The following is a 21,347-nucleotide window of genomic DNA, read 5'->3' on the forward strand; positions in this document are numbered from 1 at the left end:
CATGGTTTCATTCTTTAATTCTTTTTTTAGTGCTTTGAGTTTTTGAGCTTCAAGAGGTATTTCTTTCTTTTTGAAAAATCTCCAGATTTCAACTTGTATTCGCGTTTCCAGCGACCAACCATACTTAGACTTAAGTCATAATCCTCACTCACTTGTTTGGTTTTAACAACGGAATTTAATAGTTCGATTATCATAACTTTAAATTCATTGTCATACTTTTTTGCCATAAGTCAAATATAAAATTTATAACCTCATAAAAACGTCACATCAAAGGTAGACACTCCAATAATATTTTTGTCTCCATTGTTTATTTTTGAAAAGAATGATGATTCGCTATTCTTTCGGCAAACTCCTCTTTCCCTATTTATATATATGTCAAAAAACTTTTTTCTGTTTTATGACCAGATAATTGCATTATTGCTAAACTATCCATTCTATATTTATAAGCATTAGAGCAGAATGATATTCTTCCTGAATGTGAGCTAGTTAAATCACACTTAGGTTTATTATCCTTTTCATTAATTAAATCGATAATCTTTGCTTCCGCTACAATGAGTTTTATATTTAGATTAATGTCTTGCTCGTTTAAAAACTTAGGAGCGTTGCCATCCCTTTTTGATAATATATTTTCTGTGATTGGGTGAATTGGTATAATTACTTCTGTTTTTGTATTAATGTAAAACTTCTGTTATTTTTAAAACCTTAGTATTTCCTTTAACCAACTTCTTCCAATTCGAAATACGCTGTCCAGTGAATGAACCCATTAAAAATAAATCTCTTACTATATCTTTTATAGAATCCAATTCAAGTTCTAAGTTTTCTATTTTTTTTTTAATTCCTCTAGCATAAGATAAACTTGAAAATTTCCTCTCTAATAACCTTAAAATGTTTCTGTCTATGGCCTATGCAATCGGTAACGGCATCTTCAACAGCAGAATTCATAAACATCTTAATATTCTTTAGATGCTTACCAATTGTATTCGGACTCAATTCACAATCCTCCTGTAAATATTCTATAAATCCTCAGTAAAAATCAATATTGATAGAATCGAAAGAAATTTTAAATTTTTTAGCTCTTTCAAAATCTTGAATAAGCGCTATTGTTCGATCACAAGACTGCCAAGTAACCTTTTTAACTTTTTTTTTAGATTTTTCAGTAAGTACATCAATATATTGATAAAAACCTGTGATAACAACTTCTGCTACTCTCCGCTTAAAATAAATATCTAATTTTTCTTTAATGTTCTAATTAGATAATTCGTTAATAAGTTTTAGTTTTAAATACTCATCTTCGGTATAGGATTTAATTTTAGCAAGCTCTAAGTTTAATAAATCCTTGATATCATAAACTTCAATTTTATTTCTACCTTTTTGGATACCTACCAAATAGAGATACATTGAAACAGTTATTAGCAAGAGGCCGATATTTACTTTACAAATATGATAGCTAATGGACTAAAATCAATATCAAAGAGCTAAAATACTTTTTGACAGATATCCTAACTTAGAAAAAGCATACAAACTATGTCAAAACTTATCATGGATTTATAATCAAACAGAAGACAACACTGCTTTAACTAGGCTTGCTAAATGAGATGAAAAAGTGAGACAATAAAAGTTAAACAATTTCAAGAGTATCGCTACAACAATGTCTATTCATTATCAAAATACACTCAACTATTTTGATAATAGAAGCACAAACTCATCAGCAGAATCTTTTAACGCAAAAATTAAAGTGTTTAGAGCACAATTTAGAGGTGTGAAAAATATAGAATTCTTCCTTTCTGGACTAACTAACATTTATGCTTAAAATCTAAATTCCACAACTTTTGGACTTGATCCAGAATCCTTCTTTATCATTTTTTAAAAATGCTATTTAATCCTAAAAAATTATCACTGAATATAAAATGCTATAAACCAAAAAAACACCTCATAAATGAGATGTTTCTTGCGGTCTGGACGGGACTCGAACCCGCGACCCCCTGCGTGACAGGCAGGTATTCTAACCAACTGAACTACCAGACCGTTGCTTTAAGCGACTGCAAATATAACATCTATTTTATTAAAAACATAGCGTTCTTACTCTTTAGATTCTATATTTTTAAGACTCAATACTAAAAGAACACAGCCTTAGCACTTTAACTTTTATTTTTTAGAACTCCAATAAAAAAAAGTTTATAACAAAAAAAAGCACCTCATAAATGAAGTGCTTTCGCGGTCTGGACGGGACTCGAACCCGCGACCCCCTGCGTGACAGGCAGGTATTCTAACCAACTGAACTACCAGACCGTTGCTTTAAGCGGTTGCAAATATAACATCTATTTTTAAATATGCAAACATAAAATGAATAAATTATTTATTTTTTTTTCTACTAATTAAATAGGCCGTTAGAACCTGGGTATATCCTTTATGTATGTCTACTGGAATATAATCGATTTTATACTGTAAACACTTATTTTTCAATTCTTTAAAATAATCACCAACTAATTTTTTGTATTTTTCGCGTACATTTTCTGCATAAATATGAATCTCTTCTCCAGTTTCAACATCCACAAATTTTTTCGGAGAATTGTCGAAATTGAAGTTAAATTCTGTTTTCCCATCGTATGTATGAAACAAAACAACCTCATGTTTGTTAAATTTAAGATGTTTTAGAGCTTCAAAAAGAGAATCATTTTCTTTATTTGGTTGAAACATGTCTGTAAAAACAAAAATTAAAGAGCGTCTGTGTATTTTTTCTGCAATTTCATGTAAATATTTATAAGTCTCTGTTGCTGCTTTCGATTCCGAGACCATTACTTGCTCTAATTGATGCAATAACATCTTTCGATGACGCTCACTTCCTTTCTCTGGCGCATAATATTCATACGTATCAGAATAAATACTTAAACCAACTGCATCTCTCTGTCTTTTTAAAATCTCCATTAGAGAAGCCGCTGCAACAGCAGAAAAACCTACTTTATTTAAGTTGTCTAAAGTCTGTTTTTTTACAACAGGATAATGCATCGAGGCAGAATTATCTATAATGATATGACAGCGCAAATTCGTTTCTTCTTCGTATTTTTTGGTATATAATTTCTCTGTCTTCGCAAACAGTTTCCAATCTATATGCCGTGTACTTTCGCCTTTGTTATACAATTTATGTTCAGAAAACTCTACAGAAAATCCGTGAAACGGACTTTTATGTATTCCTGTGATAAAACCTTCTACTACTTGTTTTGCTAGAATATCGAGGTTTTTAATTTCAGCTGTTTTTACTTCAGATACATTCATGCTATTTTTTAATTTTTTGAGCCCTTGTTAAGTTATCTGTTGTCTGCAATAATTTTTTTAGCAAAATAGGGCTGTAATCTGAATTATCTTCTAAAAACCGATTCAAAATAGCATCTGCTTCTTTTGAAGAATACAACCCAATAGAACTTGCCAACCATCCTTTAGGAAAGAAAATATCACCTGTTACTTGCACTTCTTCCAGCTTTTCTAAAACAGATTCTAAATGTTTTGTTGCTGTTTTTTGTCTTAGCGGATGATGTATGTTACTCAAAGCTGTTTGAACCCAAGATTCTTTCTCTCTGTTTTCTTTCTGTAAAAGTGATGTCATAAAATCATCTCTCACATTTTTAGCATTAGAAAGTGAAGGTAACAACCAATTAAAACGTTCTAATCTATCTTTGTTAGAAATTCTGGTTTGTTGTTCTGCAATGATTTCAACTTCTTTCGGATGCTTAAAAATAACCAATTTCATTGCCAAAGAAGTAAAATCATTTTCATTTAAAAAGAGATTTTTAATTTTCTTCTTTTCTTTCCATATTTCATATAAGTGTTCTTTTCCTTCAGCTGAAATTGCAATTGATTGATACAAACCAAATAATGTCTTTTTAATATTTGTAGGAAATTCATTTTTTAACAAATTAAAAACGTCATTTTCTGTTTTCTTTTGAATGTTATTTTGCTGTGTTTCCGTTAAGAAAGTCCAAAATATATTCTGAATCCTTCCTGATAAATAATTTGTAATCAACTCATTATTTTCAACTAAAATGGCATCCATATACACTTCATATGTTTCTAAAGGCGTTACTTCTCCGTTTAGCATATTTTCATACAAGTTTATAAATTGATATCCTCTAGAAACTTCGTCTTTAATATCTTTATAAGAATTTAATTCTTTTTTATAAATAGGAAAGACGCCATAACCAAATCCGTTTGTGTTGTATAAAACTTGTCCTGATTTAAAATCTTCTGTTGCAGAAGTAATGTCAAAAGATTTTCCCATATTTTTAATGTTGATATTTTTAACATATCCTCTTGCATCCTTTAATTGAATTTTAAAAGACTGCGTCCAAACTTTATCAGCACCGTCTTCTGCATTTTGATGAATGATAAATTTCTTTACATTTCCTTTTTCATTCAACTCAATTTCTTCTGTAAAAACGGGTCTTCCAGATGAATTTACCCAAACATCAGACCAGTTTTTAATATTTCCTTCTGATTTTTTATCCAGAATTGCAACCAATTCATTCCAATCTGCATTGGAGTTTGCATACGTTTTTATGTATTCTTGAATTCCTTGTTGAAAAGCTTCTTCACTTAATAAATATTCTAACTGACGCATCATAATTGGTGCTTTGTTATAAATAATTCGTCCGTATAAAGAACCTGCATTTTTTAGGTTTCCTAAATATTGACGAATGGCATTTGTGCCTTTTGTTCTATCTTCGGAATATGCACTTGGGTAATGCGACATCATAAAGTTTAAGTCGTGGTTTACTTCAGGAAAAACAGGATTCATGATTTTATCTGCCATAAAATTAGCAAATACTTCCTTCATCCAAACATCATTAAACCATTTCATGGTAACCAAGTCGCCAAACCACATGTGCGAAGTTTCGTGAGCAATTAGTTTTGCTCTACTCAATTTTCTACTTTGAGTGGCATTTTTATCTAAAAACAATGAAGATTGTCTGTATTGAATTGCGCCAACGTGTTCCATTCCTCCGTATTGAAAAGGCGGAATTGCAGCGAAGTCCATTTTTTGAAACGGAAATGCTACTTGCGTATATGCTTCTAAAAAGTCTATAGAATTTTGATGAATTTTAAATACTTCATCCACACTTTCTGCAATTTTTTCTTCGTTATTTTCTCTATATAAAAAGCGCATATCAAACGCTCCTGGGTTCTTCGTCTCTTCGGTAAACTTACCTGCAACAAAAGAGAATAAATACGTACTCATTAAATCTGTTTCTTCAAAAGTATGTGCTATAAAACCATCAACTTCTACACTACTTTCTTCAAAAGCACCACACAAAACTTTCCAGTCTTTTGGCGCAGTTATTCTTAATTTATAGTTTGCTTTCATATCTGGTTGATCAAAGCAAGGAAACAACGTACTTGCCCTATCTGGAACTAATAAGGTATATAAAAACTCAGTATTTCTATTGAGCGATTTCTCACCAGCATCAAAAATTATTTCTATAAAATTCTTACCTATATTTAATAATTTTTTATCAATAATTAGATGTTCTTTCTGGTGATTAATTACTGATACTTCTCCATTTACTTTTATTGATTTTAATTTTGAGGGTTCTTCATTAAAGTCTAAAAAAACAGTGTTTTTTAAATCGTTAATCGTAAAACTTAAAACCAATTTAGAAGAAATAACTGTTGTTTTTTCTTTCGGAATTTTAAAGTCTAATTGATAGGCTACATCAGAAATTTGCTGTTTTCTATATTTAGCTAATTCAAAGGAAATTCCTGTTTCTAGCGTCAACTTCTCTTCTTGTTTTTTATCACAAGAGATAAAAAATAATACACCTAAAAAAAATAAAATCTTCATCATTAACTTAAATTTATATTGAGTTTTAATTAAGAAACATCTCGATACAATTTCGATAAAAAACAGAAAATAAATTTCTATCGTTTGACAAAATAATACCTCAAGGTTTCACTAAAAAAAAAGGACTAGTTCTGCTAACAATTGTGCATTCATAGCTTCGCTATTTTAAAAATTGAGTTTTACTAAAATAAAAAAAGGTTCAGCGTTAGCCAAACCTTTTCTATACTATAAAATGTTAATTGTTACTACAATGCAGCATCAATTTTACCTGTATAAGTGTTTTTTGGTGCAACACCTACCTGCTTGTCAATAACTTCTCCGTTTTTAAAGATTAAAACAGTGGGTATATTTCTAACGCCGTATTTAGCTGCAAATTCTTGGTTAGCATCAACGTCTACTTTACCAACAACTGCTTTTCCTTCATACTCAGTATAAATTTCATCAACAATTGGTCCAACCATTCTACAAGGTCCACACCAAGCTGCCCAAAAATCTACTAATACTGGTTTGTCAGATTTTAATACTAATTCTTCAAAGTTTGCGTCTGTAATTTCTAATGCCATTTTTTATATTTTTAAAATTGTTATTTCAGTTTCGAACTACAAAAGTAATCATTTTATTTACTTTCTAGTTTTCAAAAAAATTACTTTTTCTTATTTGTCTATCAATACTACTTATGCTTGCAAGTACAGAATTCATTAAAAAAACGATGAACATCTATTTTTTTTTAATGAATTCTTATTGGAGCTCTTTTATTTTATGAAAAAGGCAGGTTGCTTAAACCTTTAAAATAATTCAGATGCTATTGCTTGCACATTATCACTTTTACCCATAGAATAATAATGTAAAACAGGCACTCCTGCGGCTAATAACTCTTTAGATTGCTGTATCGCAAACTCAACACCAACTTGCCTTACCGCCTTATTATCTTTACAAGCATCTACCGCATCTATTAAATCTTGCGGTAAATCTATTTTAAAAACTTGCGGTAAAACTTGTAAATGCCTTTGAACTGCTAAAGGTTTAATTCCTGGAATTATAGGTACGTTAATTCCTATTTCCTTGGCTGCTTTTACAAACTCAAAGTATTTATTATTATCAAAAAACATCTGTGTAACCACATAATCTGCACCAGCAGCTACTTTTTCTTTTAAACGTCTTAAATCAGAGACCAAAGATGGTGCTTCCATATGTTTTTCTGGATACCCTGCAACACCAATACAAAAATCTGAATGGTGTTCTACCTGCACATCATTATGTAAATATTTTCCACGATTTAAACTTGCAATCTGATCTACCAATTCACTCGCAAAAGCATTTCCTCCTTTTGCTGCATTAAAATAAGGTTCATCTTTCATAGAGTCTCCACGCAAAGCCATCACGTTATCCAATCCTAAATAATGGCAATCTACCAAAACATACTCCGTTTCTTCTTTGGTAAAACCTCCACACAATAAATGCGGAATCGCATCTATCTTATATTTATGCATAATAGACGCACAAATACCCACAGTTCCTGGGCGCATTCTGGTAATCCTTTTATCTAAAAGTCCGTTTCCTTTGTCTAAATAAACATACTCTTCTCTAGAAGTAGTTACGTCTATAAAAGGCGGATTAAATTCCATTAAAGGGTCTATATTATTATATAAATCTTGAATATTTTTTCCTTTTTGAGGCGGTATTACTTCAAAAGAAAATAACGTTTTACCGTTGGCATTGTTTATATGATCTGTAACTTTCATTAGCCTCCCTTTATCCCTTAAAAAAAAGGATATTGTTGCGGGTTATTTTGTGTTATTATTATATTCTATCTTTTTTGGGCGTTACCACAAGGGTCGCGCTTTACACTATATCTTTTTTGAAAAACAAAAAAGGATGCCGTTTCAATCGCTAACGCAAACTTAGATTTCACAGGTTTTTAAAACCTGTGAAATCTAAAAATTATTCTTCTGCTAAAGTTGGGTGCAACCACTTTCTCGCTTTCTCTTTTGTAATTCCTTTTCTGGTGGAATAATCTGTTACTTGATCATCGGTAATTTTACCTAAACCAAAGTATTTTGCTTCTCTGTTTGCAAAATAATAACCAGAAACTGCAGCGGCTGGCCACATTGCTAAGCTTTCAGTTAGTTTTACTCCTATTTGATTTTCTACATCTAACAACTCCCAAATAGTTTCTTTTTCTAAATGATCTGGGCACGCAGGATACCCTGGCGCAGGACGAATACCTTTATAACTTTCTTTAATTAAATCGTCATTTGTTAACCCTTCATCAGCATCATAACCCCAATGATTTGTTCTAATTTGCTTGTGCAAGTACTCTGCCATTGCTTCTGCAAAACGATCTGCAATTGCTTGTGCCATAATTCCGTTGTAATCGTCTTCTTTTTCTCTGTAACTTTCTGCTAATTCTTGTGCGCCATAAATAGCCACACAAAAAGCTCCCATATAATCGGTTCTATTGGTTTCTTTTGGTGCAATAAAATCGGATAAGGCAATATTAGGAATCCCTTCTCGCTTTTTTAATTGCTGACGTAAAGTTCTAAAAACAGCCACTTCTTTTCCTTTTTTCTGAATCGAAATATCATCCTCATTAATGGTATTTGCTTCGAACAACCCGAAAATTGCTTTTGGTTTTAACAACTGTTTTGCAATGATTTCTTTGATCATTTCCTGGGCTTCTTCATACATTATTGTGGCTTGCTCACCAACAACCTCATCAGTTAAAATAGCTGGAAACTTTCCATGCAAATCCCAACTTCTAAAAAACGGACTCCAATCTATAAATGGTAATAATTCTTTTAAACTTAATTGTTCAAAAGTCTGAATTCCCAAAGCTCTTGGCTTCACAATTTCTGAAGTTTTCCAATCAATTTTATATTTACGCTTCCGCGCTTCCTTTATAGAAATGTATGATTTTTCTTTCCCTCGTTTTAAAAACTTGGTTCTAAACTCATCATAATCTTTTTTCATTTTAGCAACATACTCATGAGACGTTCTTTTATTTAACAAATCTCCAACAACAGTTACTGCTCTAGATGCATCATTTACATGCACAACGGCATTTTTATATTGCGTATCTATCTTAACAGCAGTGTGTGCTTTAGAAGTTGTTGCTCCACCAATTAACAATGGTAAAACAAAATTCTGACGTTGCATTTCTTTTGCTAAATACACCATTTCATCTAAAGAAGGTGTAATTAAACCAGACAAACCAATCGCATCTACACGTTCGCTAATAGCCATTTGAATAATTTTTTCTGGCGGAACCATTACTCCTAAATCTACAATTTCGTAGTTATTACACGCCAAAACAACACTTACAATATTTTTACCAATATCATGCACATCCCCTTTTACAGTGGCCATTAATATTTTACCAACAGGTTCTTGTTTATCGCCTTTTTCTGCTTCAATAAACGGATTTAAATAACCTACCGCTTTTTTCATTACACGTGCAGATTTTACTACTTGTGGCAAAAACATTTTTCCTGCTCCAAATAAATCTCCAACCACATTCATACCCATCATTAAATTCCCTTCAATAACATCAATTGGTTTTTCTGCGGCTTGTCTTGCTTGTTCTATATCTTCAATAATAAAAGCATCAATTCCTTTTACCAAAGCGTGCGTAATTCTCTCTTGAATCGGATTTTCTCTCCAAGATAAATCAACTGTTTTTTCGGTTTTAGAACCTTTTACACTATCAGCAAAATCTAATAAACGTTCTGTCGCATCTTCTCTCTTATCAAGAATTACATCTTCTACACGTTCTAATAAATCTTTCGGAATATTATCATACACTTCTAACAACGCAGGGTTTACAATTCCTATATTCATACCTGCTTGAATGGCATGATACAAGAAAACAGAATGCATTGCTTCTCTAACCCCGTCATTACCTCTAAAAGAAAAAGACACGTTACTTACACCTCCACTTACACTTGCATTGGTTAAATTTTGTCTTACCCAGCGTGTCGCTTCAATAAAATCGATGGCATTTCTTCTGTGCTCATCCATCCCAGTAGCCACAGGAAATATGTTTAAATCGAAAATAATGTCTTCAGAAGCAAAACCAACTTTGTTCACTAAAACATCATAAGAACGTTTCGCTATTTCTATTCTACGATCATAATTATCTGCTTGTCCTTCTTCATCAAAAGCCATTACAATTACCGCAGCACCATAACGCTTTATTAGTTTCGCTTCGTTAATAAACTTTTCTTCTCCTTCTTTAAGTGATATTGAATTTACAACACATTTTCCTTGCACTACTTGTAAACCAGCTTCTATAATTTCCCACTTAGAGCTATCAATCATAATTGGGACTCTACAAATATCGGGTTCGGCAGCAATTAAATTTAGAAAACGAACCATTGCTTGTTTTCCATCAATTAAACCGTCATCAAAATTAATATCAATAATTTGCGCACCACCATCTACTTGATGTCTTGCAATATCTAAAGCTTCATCAAATTGCTCATTTTTAATCAATCTTAAAAACTTACGAGAACCCGCAACATTTGTTCGCTCACCAACATTGATAAAGTTGCTGTTTTCATTCAAAATTAGAGGTTCTAATCCTGATAAACGCATGTATTTTGTTTGTTTTATCTTCATCTTCTTTCTTTCCTTCTATTGAGCTTCTAAAATAATTTTAGAATGAACTCTTGGTTTATATTTGGCTGCAATATTTGCAATAACACGAATATGCTCTGGTGATGTTCCACAACATCCTCCAATAATATTAATTAAATCTTTCTTTAAGTATTCTTCAATTTGCTCTCCCATTTCTTCTGCAGTTTCATCATACTCGCCAAAAGCATTTGGCAAACCTGCATTTGGATGCGCAGAAATAGCAAAATCTGTTTTGTTCGCAATCGATTCTAAGTGAGGTTGTAACAAATTGGCTCCTAAAGCACAATTAAATCCTACCGATAATAATGGAATATGAGAAACAGAGATTAAGAAAGCTTCTGCTGTTTGCCCAGATAATGTTCTACCAGATGCATCTGTAATTGTGCCACTTAACATAATCGGGATATCGATATTTCTTTCTTCTTTTACTTCTTCAATAGCAAATAAAGCTGCTTTTGCGTTTAAAGTATCAAATACTGTTTCTACCAATAACAAATCTGCGCCACCATCTAATAATGCTTCTGTTTGTTGCTTGTAAGCAATTCTTAATTCATCGAAAGTAACGGCTCTGTAACCAGGATCATTTACATCTGGCGACATGCTTGCTGTTCTATTGGTTGGCCCAATTGAACCCGCTACAAAACGAGGTTTGTGTGGTTCTCTCGCCGTAAATTCATTTGCTACTTCTTTGGCAATTTTTGCAGATTGATAATTTAGTTCATAGACCAAATTTTCCATTTGATAATCTGCCATTGCTATCGTAGTTCCAGAAAATGTATTGGTTTCTATAATGTCTGCACCAGCCTCAAAGTATTTACCATGAATGGTTTTTATAGCTTCTGGTTGGGTAAGTGATAACAAGTCGTTATTTCCTTGAAGTGGTGACGGATAGTCTTTAAAGCGTTCTCCTCTAAAATCTTCTTCGGTGAATTTATAAGCTTGAAGCATGGTCCCCATGGCACCATCTAAAATTAAAATTCGTTCTTGTAAAGCTTTGTATATATTTGACATTTGTTGATTTTTCTATCAATATGTCATCAGGAAAGGTAATTTTTTCGCTGTTATCTGTCAAGAGATACCGAAATTAATTCAGCATTCACTTGTAGAATGTAGCACCTTTCTCAAAATGAGAGGTTGCCAAGGCTTCAATGGGTCTAATCCCTCTGCCTTTCGTGATAACGTAATCAATAAGTTTATGAACTGAACTGCAAATAAACGGATTATTTATTTATTTGTAGAATTATTATATTGAAACTTGAACACGAGTTTCACTGTTTTACATAAATCTTAGTTTAAGTAACGATTTAGTTTTAATTCACTAATAAAAATCTCACAGATTTTTTAATTCGTTTTAAATTGTGAAATTCGTGTCCTTTTTTTATTCTTTCTCAAAAAGAGATGAAGATAAATATCTATCTCCTCGATCGCAAATAATTGCAACAACAACACCTTTCTCTAATTTCTCTGCTACTTTTATAGCTGTTGCTACAGAACCTCCACTACTCATTCCTGCAAAAATACCTTCTTCGGAAGCCAATCTTTGTGTCATTGCTTTTGATTCTTCTTCACTTACTTCGATTACTTGATCTACTTTTGAGCGGTTAAAAATTGCCGGTAAATATTCTTCTGGCCATTTTCTAATCCCTGGTATTTTTGCACCATCTGTAGGTTGTGCTCCAATAATTTTTATCTCTTTATTTTGTTCTTTCAAAAAATCTGAAACTCCCATAATGGTTCCGGTTGTTCCCATTGCCGCCACAAAATGAGTTACTTCTCCTTCTGTATCCCTCCAAATTTCTGGTCCTGTAGTTTTGTAATGTGCTTTAGAATTATCTGGATTGTCAAACTGATTCAGTCTAAAATATCCTTTTTTATATTTTAATTTTAAAGCATAATCCCTAGAACCTTCAATTCCTAATTCTGACGACGTTAAAATGACCTTTGCGCCATAAGCACGCATAGTTTTCACTCTTTCTATAGTAGAATTTTCTGGCATTACCAACACCATATGTACACCTAAAACTTTCGCCATTAATGCCAAAGCAATTCCGGTATTTCCACTTGTAGCTTCCACTAAAGTATCTCCTTTTTTAATATTCTGTCTTCTTAGAGCTTCAGAAATCATATTGTAAGCAGCTCTATCTTTCACACTTCCACCAGGATTATTTCCTTCTAATTTTAGTAATAAAGTAACTCCTTCTTTTTTAAAGATATGTTGTGCTTCCACCAAAGGTGTATTTCCTACGAAATCGATAATATTTTTTGTCTTCATCTTTAACTTCTTTGAAAAATTTTATTTTCTGATTGTACTGTAACTACAGAGTTTTTTAATGTAGATTCTGTAATACAAACATTTGCGCCAATAACAGAGTTTGCGCCAATAACAACAGCTCCTCCTAAAATAGTAGCGTTTGCATAAATAATAACATTATTCTCTATTGTTGGATGTCTTTTGGTAGATGCCAAACTCTTCTTCACTTGAATTCCGCCTAAAGTTACCCCTTGAAAAATAGTCACATTATTTTTAATAATGGTGGTTTCTCCAATTACAATGCCGGTTGCGTGATCTATAAAAAAAGAATCACCAATTTCTGCTCCTGGATGAATATCTGTTCCTGTTGTGCTATGTGCAAATTCGCTCATCATTCTTGGTAAAACAGGAATTTCTTGTTTTAATAATTGATTGCTTAATCGATATACAGCAATGGCATAAAAACCAGGGTATGCTAAATAAATTTCTCTTAAACTTTTTGCTGCAGGATCACTATTTAAAGCAGCCAAAGCATCTAAATCTAATTTTCTTCTTATTGCTGTGAAAGAACTTTCAAAATTTAACCAAAAACAAGCTTCATTTTCAATTGATAAACGTTCTAAAATTCTAAAAAATTTATTTTTAGTAAGTCCGCCTTTTTCTTGCTGATATTGTTCATCAAACAAACAATTAATCAATTCTTTTGTAAAAACCTCTACAGCATCTCTTAAACACATGCTGTAATTTTTAACTATTATTTTTGGTGCTACTTCTTTCATATTTATGATTCTGGAGCCAATACTACTTCTAAACCATTAATTTCTGGTGTCATTTGTATTTGACATCCTAACCTGCTATTGTCTTCAACATGAAACGCTTCTGCTAACATTGCATCTTCATCATCTGACATTTCTGGTAATGTATGGTCTGATTTTACATAACATTGACAAGAAGCACACATTGCCATTCCGCCACAAATACCAATAGTCCCTTCTTCGGCTAACTCGTAAGAACGAACAACTTCCATTAAGTTCATTGCCATGTCTGTTGGTGCAACCACATCATGTGTTACGCCATTTCTGTCTGTAATTTTTATGTTTATATCTAAACTCATTTTAATTTTTTATCAGAAGTCAAAAGTAAGAAATTTGATTGATTAGACCTCACTGGTTATGAAAACCTGTGAGGTCTATTTCCTTATTATATTGTCTATAAAATTACACAAACCTAACAATTATTAAACGATAAGAATTTAATAGTTTAAAAAATAAGACCTGCGATGTTTTTAAACCATGTAAGAAAACTACTGAATCGCTTTTACTACTGCTTTTGGCGCTTCTTTTCGTGTACCGTCAAAACCATCTACACCGCCAACTGTTGTGTATTTCATTACATATTTTTTATCTGGAAAAATACGTTTGTATGCACTCTGACACATTAAAGTGGCTTCATGAAAACCACAAAGAATTAATTTTAATTTCCCAGGATAGGTATTTACATCACCAATTGCATACACACCCGGAATGTTGGTTTGATAATCTAAAGCATTATTTACTTTAATTGCATTCTTCTCAATTTCTAAACCCCAAGAACCAATTGGGCCTAATTTAGGAGACAAGCCAAATAACGGAATAAAGTGATCTGTATCTACAATAAAAGCATCTTCGTCTTTTTTCTGTACGGCAACTCCAGTAACTTTATTAGTTCCTAAAATTCCTTTTACCTCCGCAGGTGTAATTAATCTAATTTTTCCTAAATTTTTTAATTCTTGTACTTTTTCAACGGAATCTAAGGCTCCTCTAAATTCGTTTCTTCTGTGAATTAAAGTTACTTCTGAAGCTATAGTAGACAAGAAAATTGCCCAATCTAAAGCAGAATCTCCACCTCCAGAAATTACAACTTTTTTATCTCTATAAAATTCTGGTTCTTTTATAATATACTCAACACCTTTATCTTCAAAATCTGCAATGTTAGGAATCAATGGTTTTCTTGGCTCAAAAGAACCTAAACCACCAGCAATTGCAACTATTTTAGCATGATGTTTTGTGCCTTTATTTGTTGTTACTATAAAAGTACCATCTATTTGTTTGTCTATAGTTTCTGCTCTTTCTCCTAAAGTAAAACCAGGTTTAAATTGCTTGGTTTGCTCTATCAATTTATCCGTTAAATCTCCCGCTAAAATTTCTGGATATGCAGGAATATCATAAATTGGTTTCTTCGGGTAAATTTCTGAACACTGTCCACCAGGTTGCGGTAAAGCATCAATTAAATGACATTTTAACTTTAATAAACCTGCTTCAAAAACGGTAAATAAACCTGTGGGTCCTGCTCCAATAATTAGTATGTCTGTTGTAATCATTTTCTTCTGTTTTATCGTACTTTAGACCTCACAGGTTTTAAAAACCTGTGAGGTCTTCTTGGTCTTATCTCTCTACCAAACTCTTTGTAAATTCGTTTAGCTTTTCTACTTTTTCTTCAAAGTTTCCTTTAATTGTTTTTCTGTATGCATTCAAGTTTTTTACCAAATCATCAATATTTTCTGGAAGTACATCTTCAAAAAACTGACGTAACCTTTTGGCTGTTGTTGGCGATTTACCGTTGGTAGAAATGGCTATTTTCACATTTCCTTTGGTCACAATTCCGCCCATATAAAAATCGCAGTATGGCGGATTATCAGCAACATTTACCAAAATATTTCTTTCCTTACAGTCTTTATAAACTTCAATATTTACATTCACTTTATCTGTAGTTGCAATTACAATACTTTTGTTTGATAAGTATCCTTTTTGATACTCATCAATAATCATTTGTACACCAAACTTATTTGCCAACTCTTGCGTTTCTTCTCTAAAAAAAGGAGAAACCATGGTGACTTTAGAATTCGGACTCGATTTTAACAAAAACGACAGTTTTTCTAATGCCACAAATCCGCCACCAACAATTAGCGTTTCTAGTTGTTGTGTTTTTAAAAAGATAGGATATAATTCGTTCTGCTCCATAATTTTATGCAATTAATTCTTTGGAATGTTCTTGTTGAACATTTGCCAAAATTGCTCTATGTTTTACAACTTCTCCTAAAATAATAATCGCAGGGTTGCTTAACTCATTTTCATTTACAATTGCTAGAATTGTATCAACAGTTCCAATTCCTACTTTTTCGTTACTTCTTGTCCCGTTTTGAATGATTGCAACTGGCAACTCATTTTTATTTTCTTGTTGAAATAACTTTACAATTTCTGGCAATTTCCCCATTCCCATTAAAACCACAACAGTTGCATTCGATTTTGCAGCCAATACAACATCATCTGACAATTTATGTTCTTTTGTGGTTCCGGTAATTACCCAAAAACTTTCTGCACTTCCTCGTTTTGTAACAGGGATATTTTGGTATGCAGGAACTGCCAAGGAAGACGAAATTCCTGGAACCATCGCTGTTTCTATTCCAAAACTAGCTGCAAATTCCATTTCTTCTGCACCTCTACCAAAAATAAATGGATCGCCACCTTTTAAACGAACTACGTGTCCATGAGTTTTTGCGCGCTCAACTATCAAATCATTAATTTGCTCTTGTTGATATCTGTAACAGCCTCTACGTTTCCCTACAAAGATGAGTTCTGCATTCGGATTTATATGGTCTAACAATTCTTCGTTTACCAAAGCATCGTATAAAACCACATCCGCAGTTTTTAAAACTTTTATCGCTTTTAAAGTGATTAAATCTACATCTCCTGGGCCTGCGCCAACCACTGTTAATTTCGGGATTTTATACATGACTAACTTCTTGTTTTCTAAAAGCATCAATCTTTTTATAAAATGATCTTGCATCATTTAAATAGCTTTCTGCAAATGCTTTTGTTGGCTTTTCATTTTTAATTCGATAGACAAGATCTTCAAAAGAACCCTCAATTTCAATTTTGTTTGTTGCTACAAAATGCTCTTGAAAATCACTAATAATTACCGCTTGTGTATTCGTTTTAATATCTGCTGCAATTAATAATGCTTTTGCTGTATTTACGATAGCTGTATACGAATAATAAATACTATCTGAATATTGATTCTCTTTAAACGCTTCTTCAGCATTTGTAATTTTCTCTTCACTTTCAAATAAAAGTGTTGCAATTAAATCGATTACAACTCCTGCACATTCTCCTACTCCAATTGCTTTTACATACTTTTCAGAATGTCCCCAATCAACAAAATCGCTTGGTTCTAGATTACTTGTATCAGACAATCCTTTTAATAAATCGTAGAAATAAATTTTCCCTTGTCTGTCGTAATACTCTAAAAATGTTTCTTTTTCTTGTTGATTTTTAGCAATATCATCTAATAAAATACGTAAAGATTCTGGACCTCTTTTACTTGGTATTTTCACTAACTTATCAGAAAAACGACCATTTCCATCACCTAAAATTCCGCCACCAATTAAAACTTGTAATGCTGGTGCTTGTAAATCACCTACTTTTAGAGACATTCCTTGAAAACCAATGTGCGCCATATTATGTTGCCCACAAGCATTCATACAACCACTAATTTTAATAGCAATTTCTTTGTTATTTAAGTACTGCGGATATTCTTCTTCCAATACTTTTTCTAACACCACTGCAATTCCTGTACTACTAGAAATCCCTAAATTACAAGTATCTGTTCCTGGGCAAGCTGTAATATCTGCGGTAGAATTATAACCTGCATTTGCAAAACCTAATTTTTGTAATTCAACATAAAAGAAAGGCAATAACTCTTTTCTAATATGACGAATTAAGATATTCTGACGCAAGGTCAATCTGATTTCATTTGCGGCATATTTCTTTACCAAATCTGCTAACAAACGTGCTTTTGGTGTGTAAAAATCTCCTAAATGGACTTTTATTCCGATTGCAAATAAACCTTCTTGTTTTTGTTTAATAACATTGGTTTCTTTCCATTTTTGATACGCAACTTCTTCTTCTATTTTCACTGAAGGAATTGCTTCTTCTTGAAAAGAAATTGGTTGCTCAAATTCTGTAGTATCTACTTTAAATGTTTTGTTTTCTAACGCATTCACTTCATTTGAAACTAATTCTAAAAAAGCTTCAACTCCTATCTCTTTTACTAAAAATTTTAATCTTGCTTTTGCTCTTTTTGCGCGTTCCCCAAAACGATCAAAAATTCTTAAAACTCCTTCTATTGTTGGTATTAATACATCTTCTTCTAGAAAATCATAAATAACATCTGCATGTCTTGGTTGTGATCCTAAACCACCACCTAATAAAACTTTGAATCCTTTTTTAGCAACTCCGTTTTCAACTTTTATTTTTGCAATAAAACCTAAATCATGAATAAAACTAATAGCCGTATCATCATCTGTACCCGAAAAAGACATCTTAAATTTACGCCCCATTTCTTGACAAATTGGGTTTCTTAAAAAGAATTGAAACGTAGCATCTGCATACGGAGACACATCAAAAGGTTCATCTACATCGATTCCTGCAGTTTCTGAAGCTGTAATATTTCTTACTGCATTTCCACAAGCTTCACGTAAGGTAATATCATCTTTTTCTAATTGCGCCCACAATTCTGGCGTTCTATCTAAACTTACATGGTGTATTTGAATATCTTGTCTGGTAGTAATGTGTAATCTTCCACGAGAATATTCATCTGAAACATCAGCAATTCGATGCAATTGTTCGCTCGTTACTTTTCCGTAAGGTAATTTTATACGAATCATTTGTACACCAAACTGGCGCTGTCCATAAATCCCTCTAGCCAAACGTAAACTTCTAAAACGTTCTTCGTCTATTTTTCCCTCCTTAAAAAGATGAATTTTACGTTCTAATTCTAGAATGTCTTTTGCTACTATCGGATTCTCTATTTCGGTTCTAAAACTTTGCATTATTCTGTTTCTTATAAGCTTGTAAAAGCATTAATTTTTTAATTATGTAAAAACTTTTGTTTCGCTAAAAGTTCTTCTTCAGTCTCTATATGCGCGTCATCTGGGACACAACAATCTACCGGACACACTGCAGCACATTGTGGTTCTTCATGAAAGCCAATACATTCTGTACATTTATCTGGAGCAATAAAATAATACTCATCAGACACAGCTTCTTGAGTTTCTTCTGCATCTACTGTGATTCCATTCAGTAGCTTTATACTTCCTTTTAACGAAGTTCCTTCACCATATTTCCAATCTTCAGCTCCTTCATAAATAGCCGTATTTGGGCATTCTGGTTCACATGCTCCGCAATTGATGCATTCGTCTGTTATTATAATTGCCATACTTTTTTATAATTAGCGAATAAAACCAACACCAACGGTATTGTTTGTTTTCGGATTGATTAAAATAAATGAACCATTCGATTTATTTTCATTGTAGGCATCTACCAATAAAGGTTTGCTTAATTTTAATTGAATATCTCCTATCTGATTCAATTCTAATTCAGACGGATTGTTAATTTTTCCTGAAAAATCTGTTTTTATAATACTCGATAATTGTGTAATTTTTGCCTGCGCATCATTTACACCATGTTTGATATAGTATTTCTGACTAGCTTTTAAAGGCTCCTTGTCCATCCAACAAATGGTTGCATTTAGTTCTTTTGTGATTTTTGGTTCTTCAGAAACTTTTACCAACATATCTCCTCTACTCACATTTACATTGTCTTCTAATATAATGGTAACCGAACTTCCGTTTTTTGCTTTCGCAAACTCTTTATCAAAAAAATGAATGCTTTTTATTGTAGATTTTGTTAAAGAAGGTAAGACGGTTACAGCATCTCCAACTTCAAAATCTCCTCCATAAATTTTACCAGCATATCCTCTAAAATCATGATATTCATCTGTTTTTGGTCTGATAACAGTTTGCACAGGAAAACGAACTTGAGATACTTCGTTGATCGCTGCTGCATCTAGTTTTTCTAAATGATGCAATAATGTTTCGCCTTTATACCAAGGTGTGTTTTCAGATTTTGTGACCACGTTATCTCCTTGTAAAGCAGACATTGGAATAAAGGTTAAATTCTGATTTTTATATTCACTTTTACTCGCTAAATACTCAATTTCTCCTTTGATGCTATTGTATTTTTCTTCGGAAAAATCAACCAAATCCATCTTATTTATTGCAATGACAACATCTTTAATTCGTAGTAAATTATTGATAAAAAAATGACGATACGTTTGTTCTACCACTCCGTTTCTAGCATCAATTAAAACAATGGAAGCTTGTGCCGTAGAAGCGCCCGTAACCATATTTCTTGTATATTCGATATGACCAGGTGTATCTGCAATGATGAAGCTCTTTTTTCTTGTGGAAAAATATATATGAGCAACATCTATGGTAATACCTTGCTCACGTTCTGCAACCAAACCATCTGTTGCCAAAGAAAAATCTAAATAATCGAATCCTCTTTGTTTGCTTTTTTCTTCTATTGCTTCTAGCTTATCATCTGTTAATGATTTGGTGTCATATAAAATACGACCAATTAAGGTACTTTTACCATCATCTACACTTCCTGCTGTTGCTATTTTTAATACGTTCATTTCTTTTATGCTTTGGCGTTTTTTTTTTAAACTATTCGCCTAATTCGTATTCTTTTTTATTGATATTTACAAGCTTTTTAAAACTTGCAAAATGCTTTTTAATAGTTGCGTTAGGGATTGAACGGTTTGTTTGAGCTCTTTTTTCTTTTTTTAGAAAAAAAGCGAGTAGTGAAAGCCCGTTAAAACGCCCAAATAATTTTAAAAATACCCTTGTTGCTTTCTCTTCTCCATGGCTGCTTCCGAACGTTTGTCATCTATTCTTGCACCTCTTTCAGATATTGAAGAGTCTCTAATTTCTTCAACAACTTTTGCAATATCTACGGCGTCAGATAAAACTGCTGCTGTACAACTCATATCGCCAACAGTTCTAAAACGAACCATTCTTTCTACAACTTCTTCTTCTTCATCTCTAAACACAACGGCGTCATCTGCAGACCAAATCATGCGATCTCTTACAAATGTTTTTCTTTTGTGTGCGAAGTAAATAGAAGGAATTTCGATGTCTTCTGCTTTTATATAAGACCAAACGTCTAATTCTGTCCAATTTGAAATTGGAAAAACACGCACATTTTGTCCTAAAGCTATTTTTCCGTTTAACATATCGAACACTTCTGGTCTTTGGTTTTTTTCATCCCATTGTCCAAAATCATCTCTTACAGAGAAAATTCTTTCTTTCGCTCTTGCTTTTTCTTCATCTCTTCTTGCGCCACCAATGCAGGCATCAAAACCAAATTCTTCAATAGCATCTAAAAGCGTTTCTGTTTGCAACATATTTCTACTTGCATATCTACCCGTTTCTTCTTTTACACGGCCACTATCAATATTATCTTGTACATCTCTTACAATTAAATCGACGCCCAATTCTTTCACCAAACGATCTCTAAATGCTATGGTTTCTGGAAAATTATGACCTGTATCTATGTGCATTAATGGAAAAGGGATTTTTGCAGGAAAAAATGCTTTTTGCGCTAAACGAACTAACGTAATACTGTCTTTTCCTCCAGAAAAAAGCAACACAGGTTTTTCAAACTGCGCAACTACTTCTCTAAAAATATAAATTGCTTCACTTTCTAAAGCATCTACTTGTATTGTTCTTTGATTCATAATCATGTC

18 protein-coding genes, 2 tRNA genes, 1 pseudogene and 1 riboswitch are annotated in these 21,347 nt (G+C 32.5%); of the genes and pseudogenes, 1 reads left to right on the forward strand and 20 read right to left on the reverse strand.

Annotation, left to right across the window (positions count from 1 at the left end):
* Both ES045_RS09745 and ES045_RS16865 read right to left on the reverse strand, forming a co-directional pair.
* A pseudogene (locus tag ES045_RS09745) lies at positions 1-227 on the reverse strand (transposase); the annotation flags it as partial.
* A 613-nt stretch (positions 228-840) separates the two neighbouring features.
* Positions 841-1,017, reverse strand: a complete 177-nt coding sequence (locus tag ES045_RS16865) for a phage integrase SAM-like domain-containing protein (RefSeq protein ID WP_410524642.1) — start codon at positions 1,015-1,017, stop codon at positions 841-843.
* Between the two features lie 631 nt (positions 1,018-1,648).
* Between ES045_RS16865 and ES045_RS16650 the strand changes: the two genes are divergently transcribed.
* Positions 1,649-1,810, forward strand: a complete 162-nt coding sequence (locus tag ES045_RS16650; RefSeq protein WP_147115947.1) for a transposase — start codon at positions 1,649-1,651, stop codon at positions 1,808-1,810.
* Positions 1,811-1,951: 141 nt separating this feature from the next.
* Here the strand turns inward: ES045_RS16650 and ES045_RS09755 are convergent.
* The 18 genes from ES045_RS09755 to cysD all read right to left on the reverse strand — a co-directional run bounded on the left by ES045_RS09755 (position 1,952) and on the right by cysD (position 21,338).
* Positions 1,952-2,025: transfer RNA gene (locus ES045_RS09755), tRNA-Asp, on the reverse strand.
* A gap of 190 nt (positions 2,026-2,215) precedes the next feature.
* Positions 2,216-2,289 (reverse strand) — tRNA-Asp (locus tag ES045_RS09760).
* 63 nt (positions 2,290-2,352) lie between these two features.
* Positions 2,353-3,273 (reverse strand): DUF58 domain-containing protein, encoded by a 921-nt coding sequence (locus ES045_RS09765; RefSeq protein ID WP_147115949.1) that lies wholly within the window; start codon positions 3,271-3,273, stop codon positions 2,353-2,355.
* Between the two features lies 1 nt (position 3,274).
* The gene (locus tag ES045_RS09770; RefSeq protein ID WP_189663087.1) at positions 3,275-5,833 is read right to left on the reverse strand and encodes a M1 family metallopeptidase; all 2,559 of its coding nucleotides are present in this window, start codon (positions 5,831-5,833) and stop codon (positions 3,275-3,277) included.
* Between the two features lie 245 nt (positions 5,834-6,078).
* Positions 6,079-6,396, reverse strand: a complete 318-nt coding sequence (gene trxA / locus ES045_RS09775) for a thioredoxin (protein ID WP_147115952.1) — start codon at positions 6,394-6,396, stop codon at positions 6,079-6,081.
* Between the two features lie 222 nt (positions 6,397-6,618).
* Positions 6,619-7,575: a methylenetetrahydrofolate reductase [NAD(P)H] gene (metF, locus tag ES045_RS09780; protein WP_147115954.1), complete on the reverse strand. Its 957-nt coding sequence runs from the start codon at positions 7,573-7,575 to the stop codon at positions 6,619-6,621.
* A gap of 199 nt (positions 7,576-7,774) precedes the next feature.
* Positions 7,775-10,450 (reverse strand): methionine synthase, encoded by a 2,676-nt coding sequence (gene metH / locus ES045_RS09785; protein ID WP_147115957.1) that lies wholly within the window; start codon positions 10,448-10,450, stop codon positions 7,775-7,777.
* 15 nt (positions 10,451-10,465) lie between these two features.
* Positions 10,466-11,479, reverse strand: a complete 1,014-nt coding sequence (locus tag ES045_RS09790; RefSeq protein WP_147115959.1) for a homocysteine S-methyltransferase family protein — start codon at positions 11,477-11,479, stop codon at positions 10,466-10,468.
* A gap of 47 nt (positions 11,480-11,526) precedes the next feature.
* Positions 11,527-11,650: riboswitch (SAM riboswitch) on the reverse strand.
* A gap of 196 nt (positions 11,651-11,846) precedes the next feature.
* Positions 11,847-12,740 carry a cysteine synthase CysM gene (gene cysM, locus ES045_RS09795; protein ID WP_147115961.1) on the reverse strand — a complete coding sequence of 298 codons (894 nt, stop codon included), beginning with the start codon at positions 12,738-12,740 and terminating at the stop codon, positions 11,847-11,849.
* 2 nt (positions 12,741-12,742) lie between these two features.
* A complete protein-coding gene (gene epsC, locus ES045_RS09800) occupies positions 12,743-13,498 on the reverse strand; it encodes a serine O-acetyltransferase EpsC (RefSeq protein ID WP_147115963.1) in 756 nt (251 codons plus the stop codon).
* A gap of 2 nt (positions 13,499-13,500) precedes the next feature.
* Complete coding sequence (locus ES045_RS09805; protein ID WP_147115965.1) at positions 13,501-13,833, reverse strand: 2Fe-2S iron-sulfur cluster-binding protein; 333 nt, start codon at positions 13,831-13,833, stop codon at positions 13,501-13,503.
* Between the two features lie 189 nt (positions 13,834-14,022).
* Positions 14,023-15,078, reverse strand: coding sequence for an NAD(P)/FAD-dependent oxidoreductase (locus ES045_RS09810; protein ID WP_147115967.1), 1,056 nt, complete (start codon positions 15,076-15,078; stop codon positions 14,023-14,025).
* Positions 15,079-15,142: 64 nt separating this feature from the next.
* Positions 15,143-15,718, reverse strand: coding sequence for a bifunctional precorrin-2 dehydrogenase/sirohydrochlorin ferrochelatase (locus tag ES045_RS09815; RefSeq protein WP_147115969.1), 576 nt, complete (start codon positions 15,716-15,718; stop codon positions 15,143-15,145).
* A gap of 4 nt (positions 15,719-15,722) precedes the next feature.
* Positions 15,723-16,490 carry a uroporphyrinogen-III C-methyltransferase gene (gene cobA, locus ES045_RS09820; protein ID WP_189663088.1) on the reverse strand — a complete coding sequence of 256 codons (768 nt, stop codon included), beginning with the start codon at positions 16,488-16,490 and terminating at the stop codon, positions 15,723-15,725.
* On the reverse strand, positions 16,483-18,588 hold the full coding sequence (locus ES045_RS09825; protein ID WP_147115971.1) for a HEPN domain-containing protein: 2,106 nt from the start codon (positions 18,586-18,588) through the stop codon (positions 16,483-16,485). Before ES045_RS09825 ends, cobA begins: the two co-directional genes overlap by 8 nt.
* Before the next feature lie 38 nt (positions 18,589-18,626).
* A complete protein-coding gene (locus ES045_RS09830) occupies positions 18,627-18,974 on the reverse strand; it encodes a 4Fe-4S dicluster domain-containing protein (RefSeq protein ID WP_147115973.1) in 348 nt (115 codons plus the stop codon).
* 12 nt (positions 18,975-18,986) lie between these two features.
* Positions 18,987-20,234 (reverse strand): sulfate adenylyltransferase subunit 1, encoded by a 1,248-nt coding sequence (locus ES045_RS09835; RefSeq protein ID WP_147115975.1) that lies wholly within the window; start codon positions 20,232-20,234, stop codon positions 18,987-18,989.
* Positions 20,235-20,432: 198 nt separating this feature from the next.
* Entirely contained in the window at positions 20,433-21,338 is a 906-nt protein-coding gene (cysD, locus tag ES045_RS09840; RefSeq protein ID WP_189663075.1) for a sulfate adenylyltransferase subunit CysD, read from the reverse strand.
* Positions 21,339-21,347: the final 9 nt, after the last annotated feature.

Origin of the sequence: Polaribacter sp. IC073 (assembly GCF_007997075.1) — a bacterium.
In the GTDB taxonomy this organism is placed as follows: domain Bacteria; phylum Bacteroidota; class Bacteroidia; order Flavobacteriales; family Flavobacteriaceae; genus Polaribacter.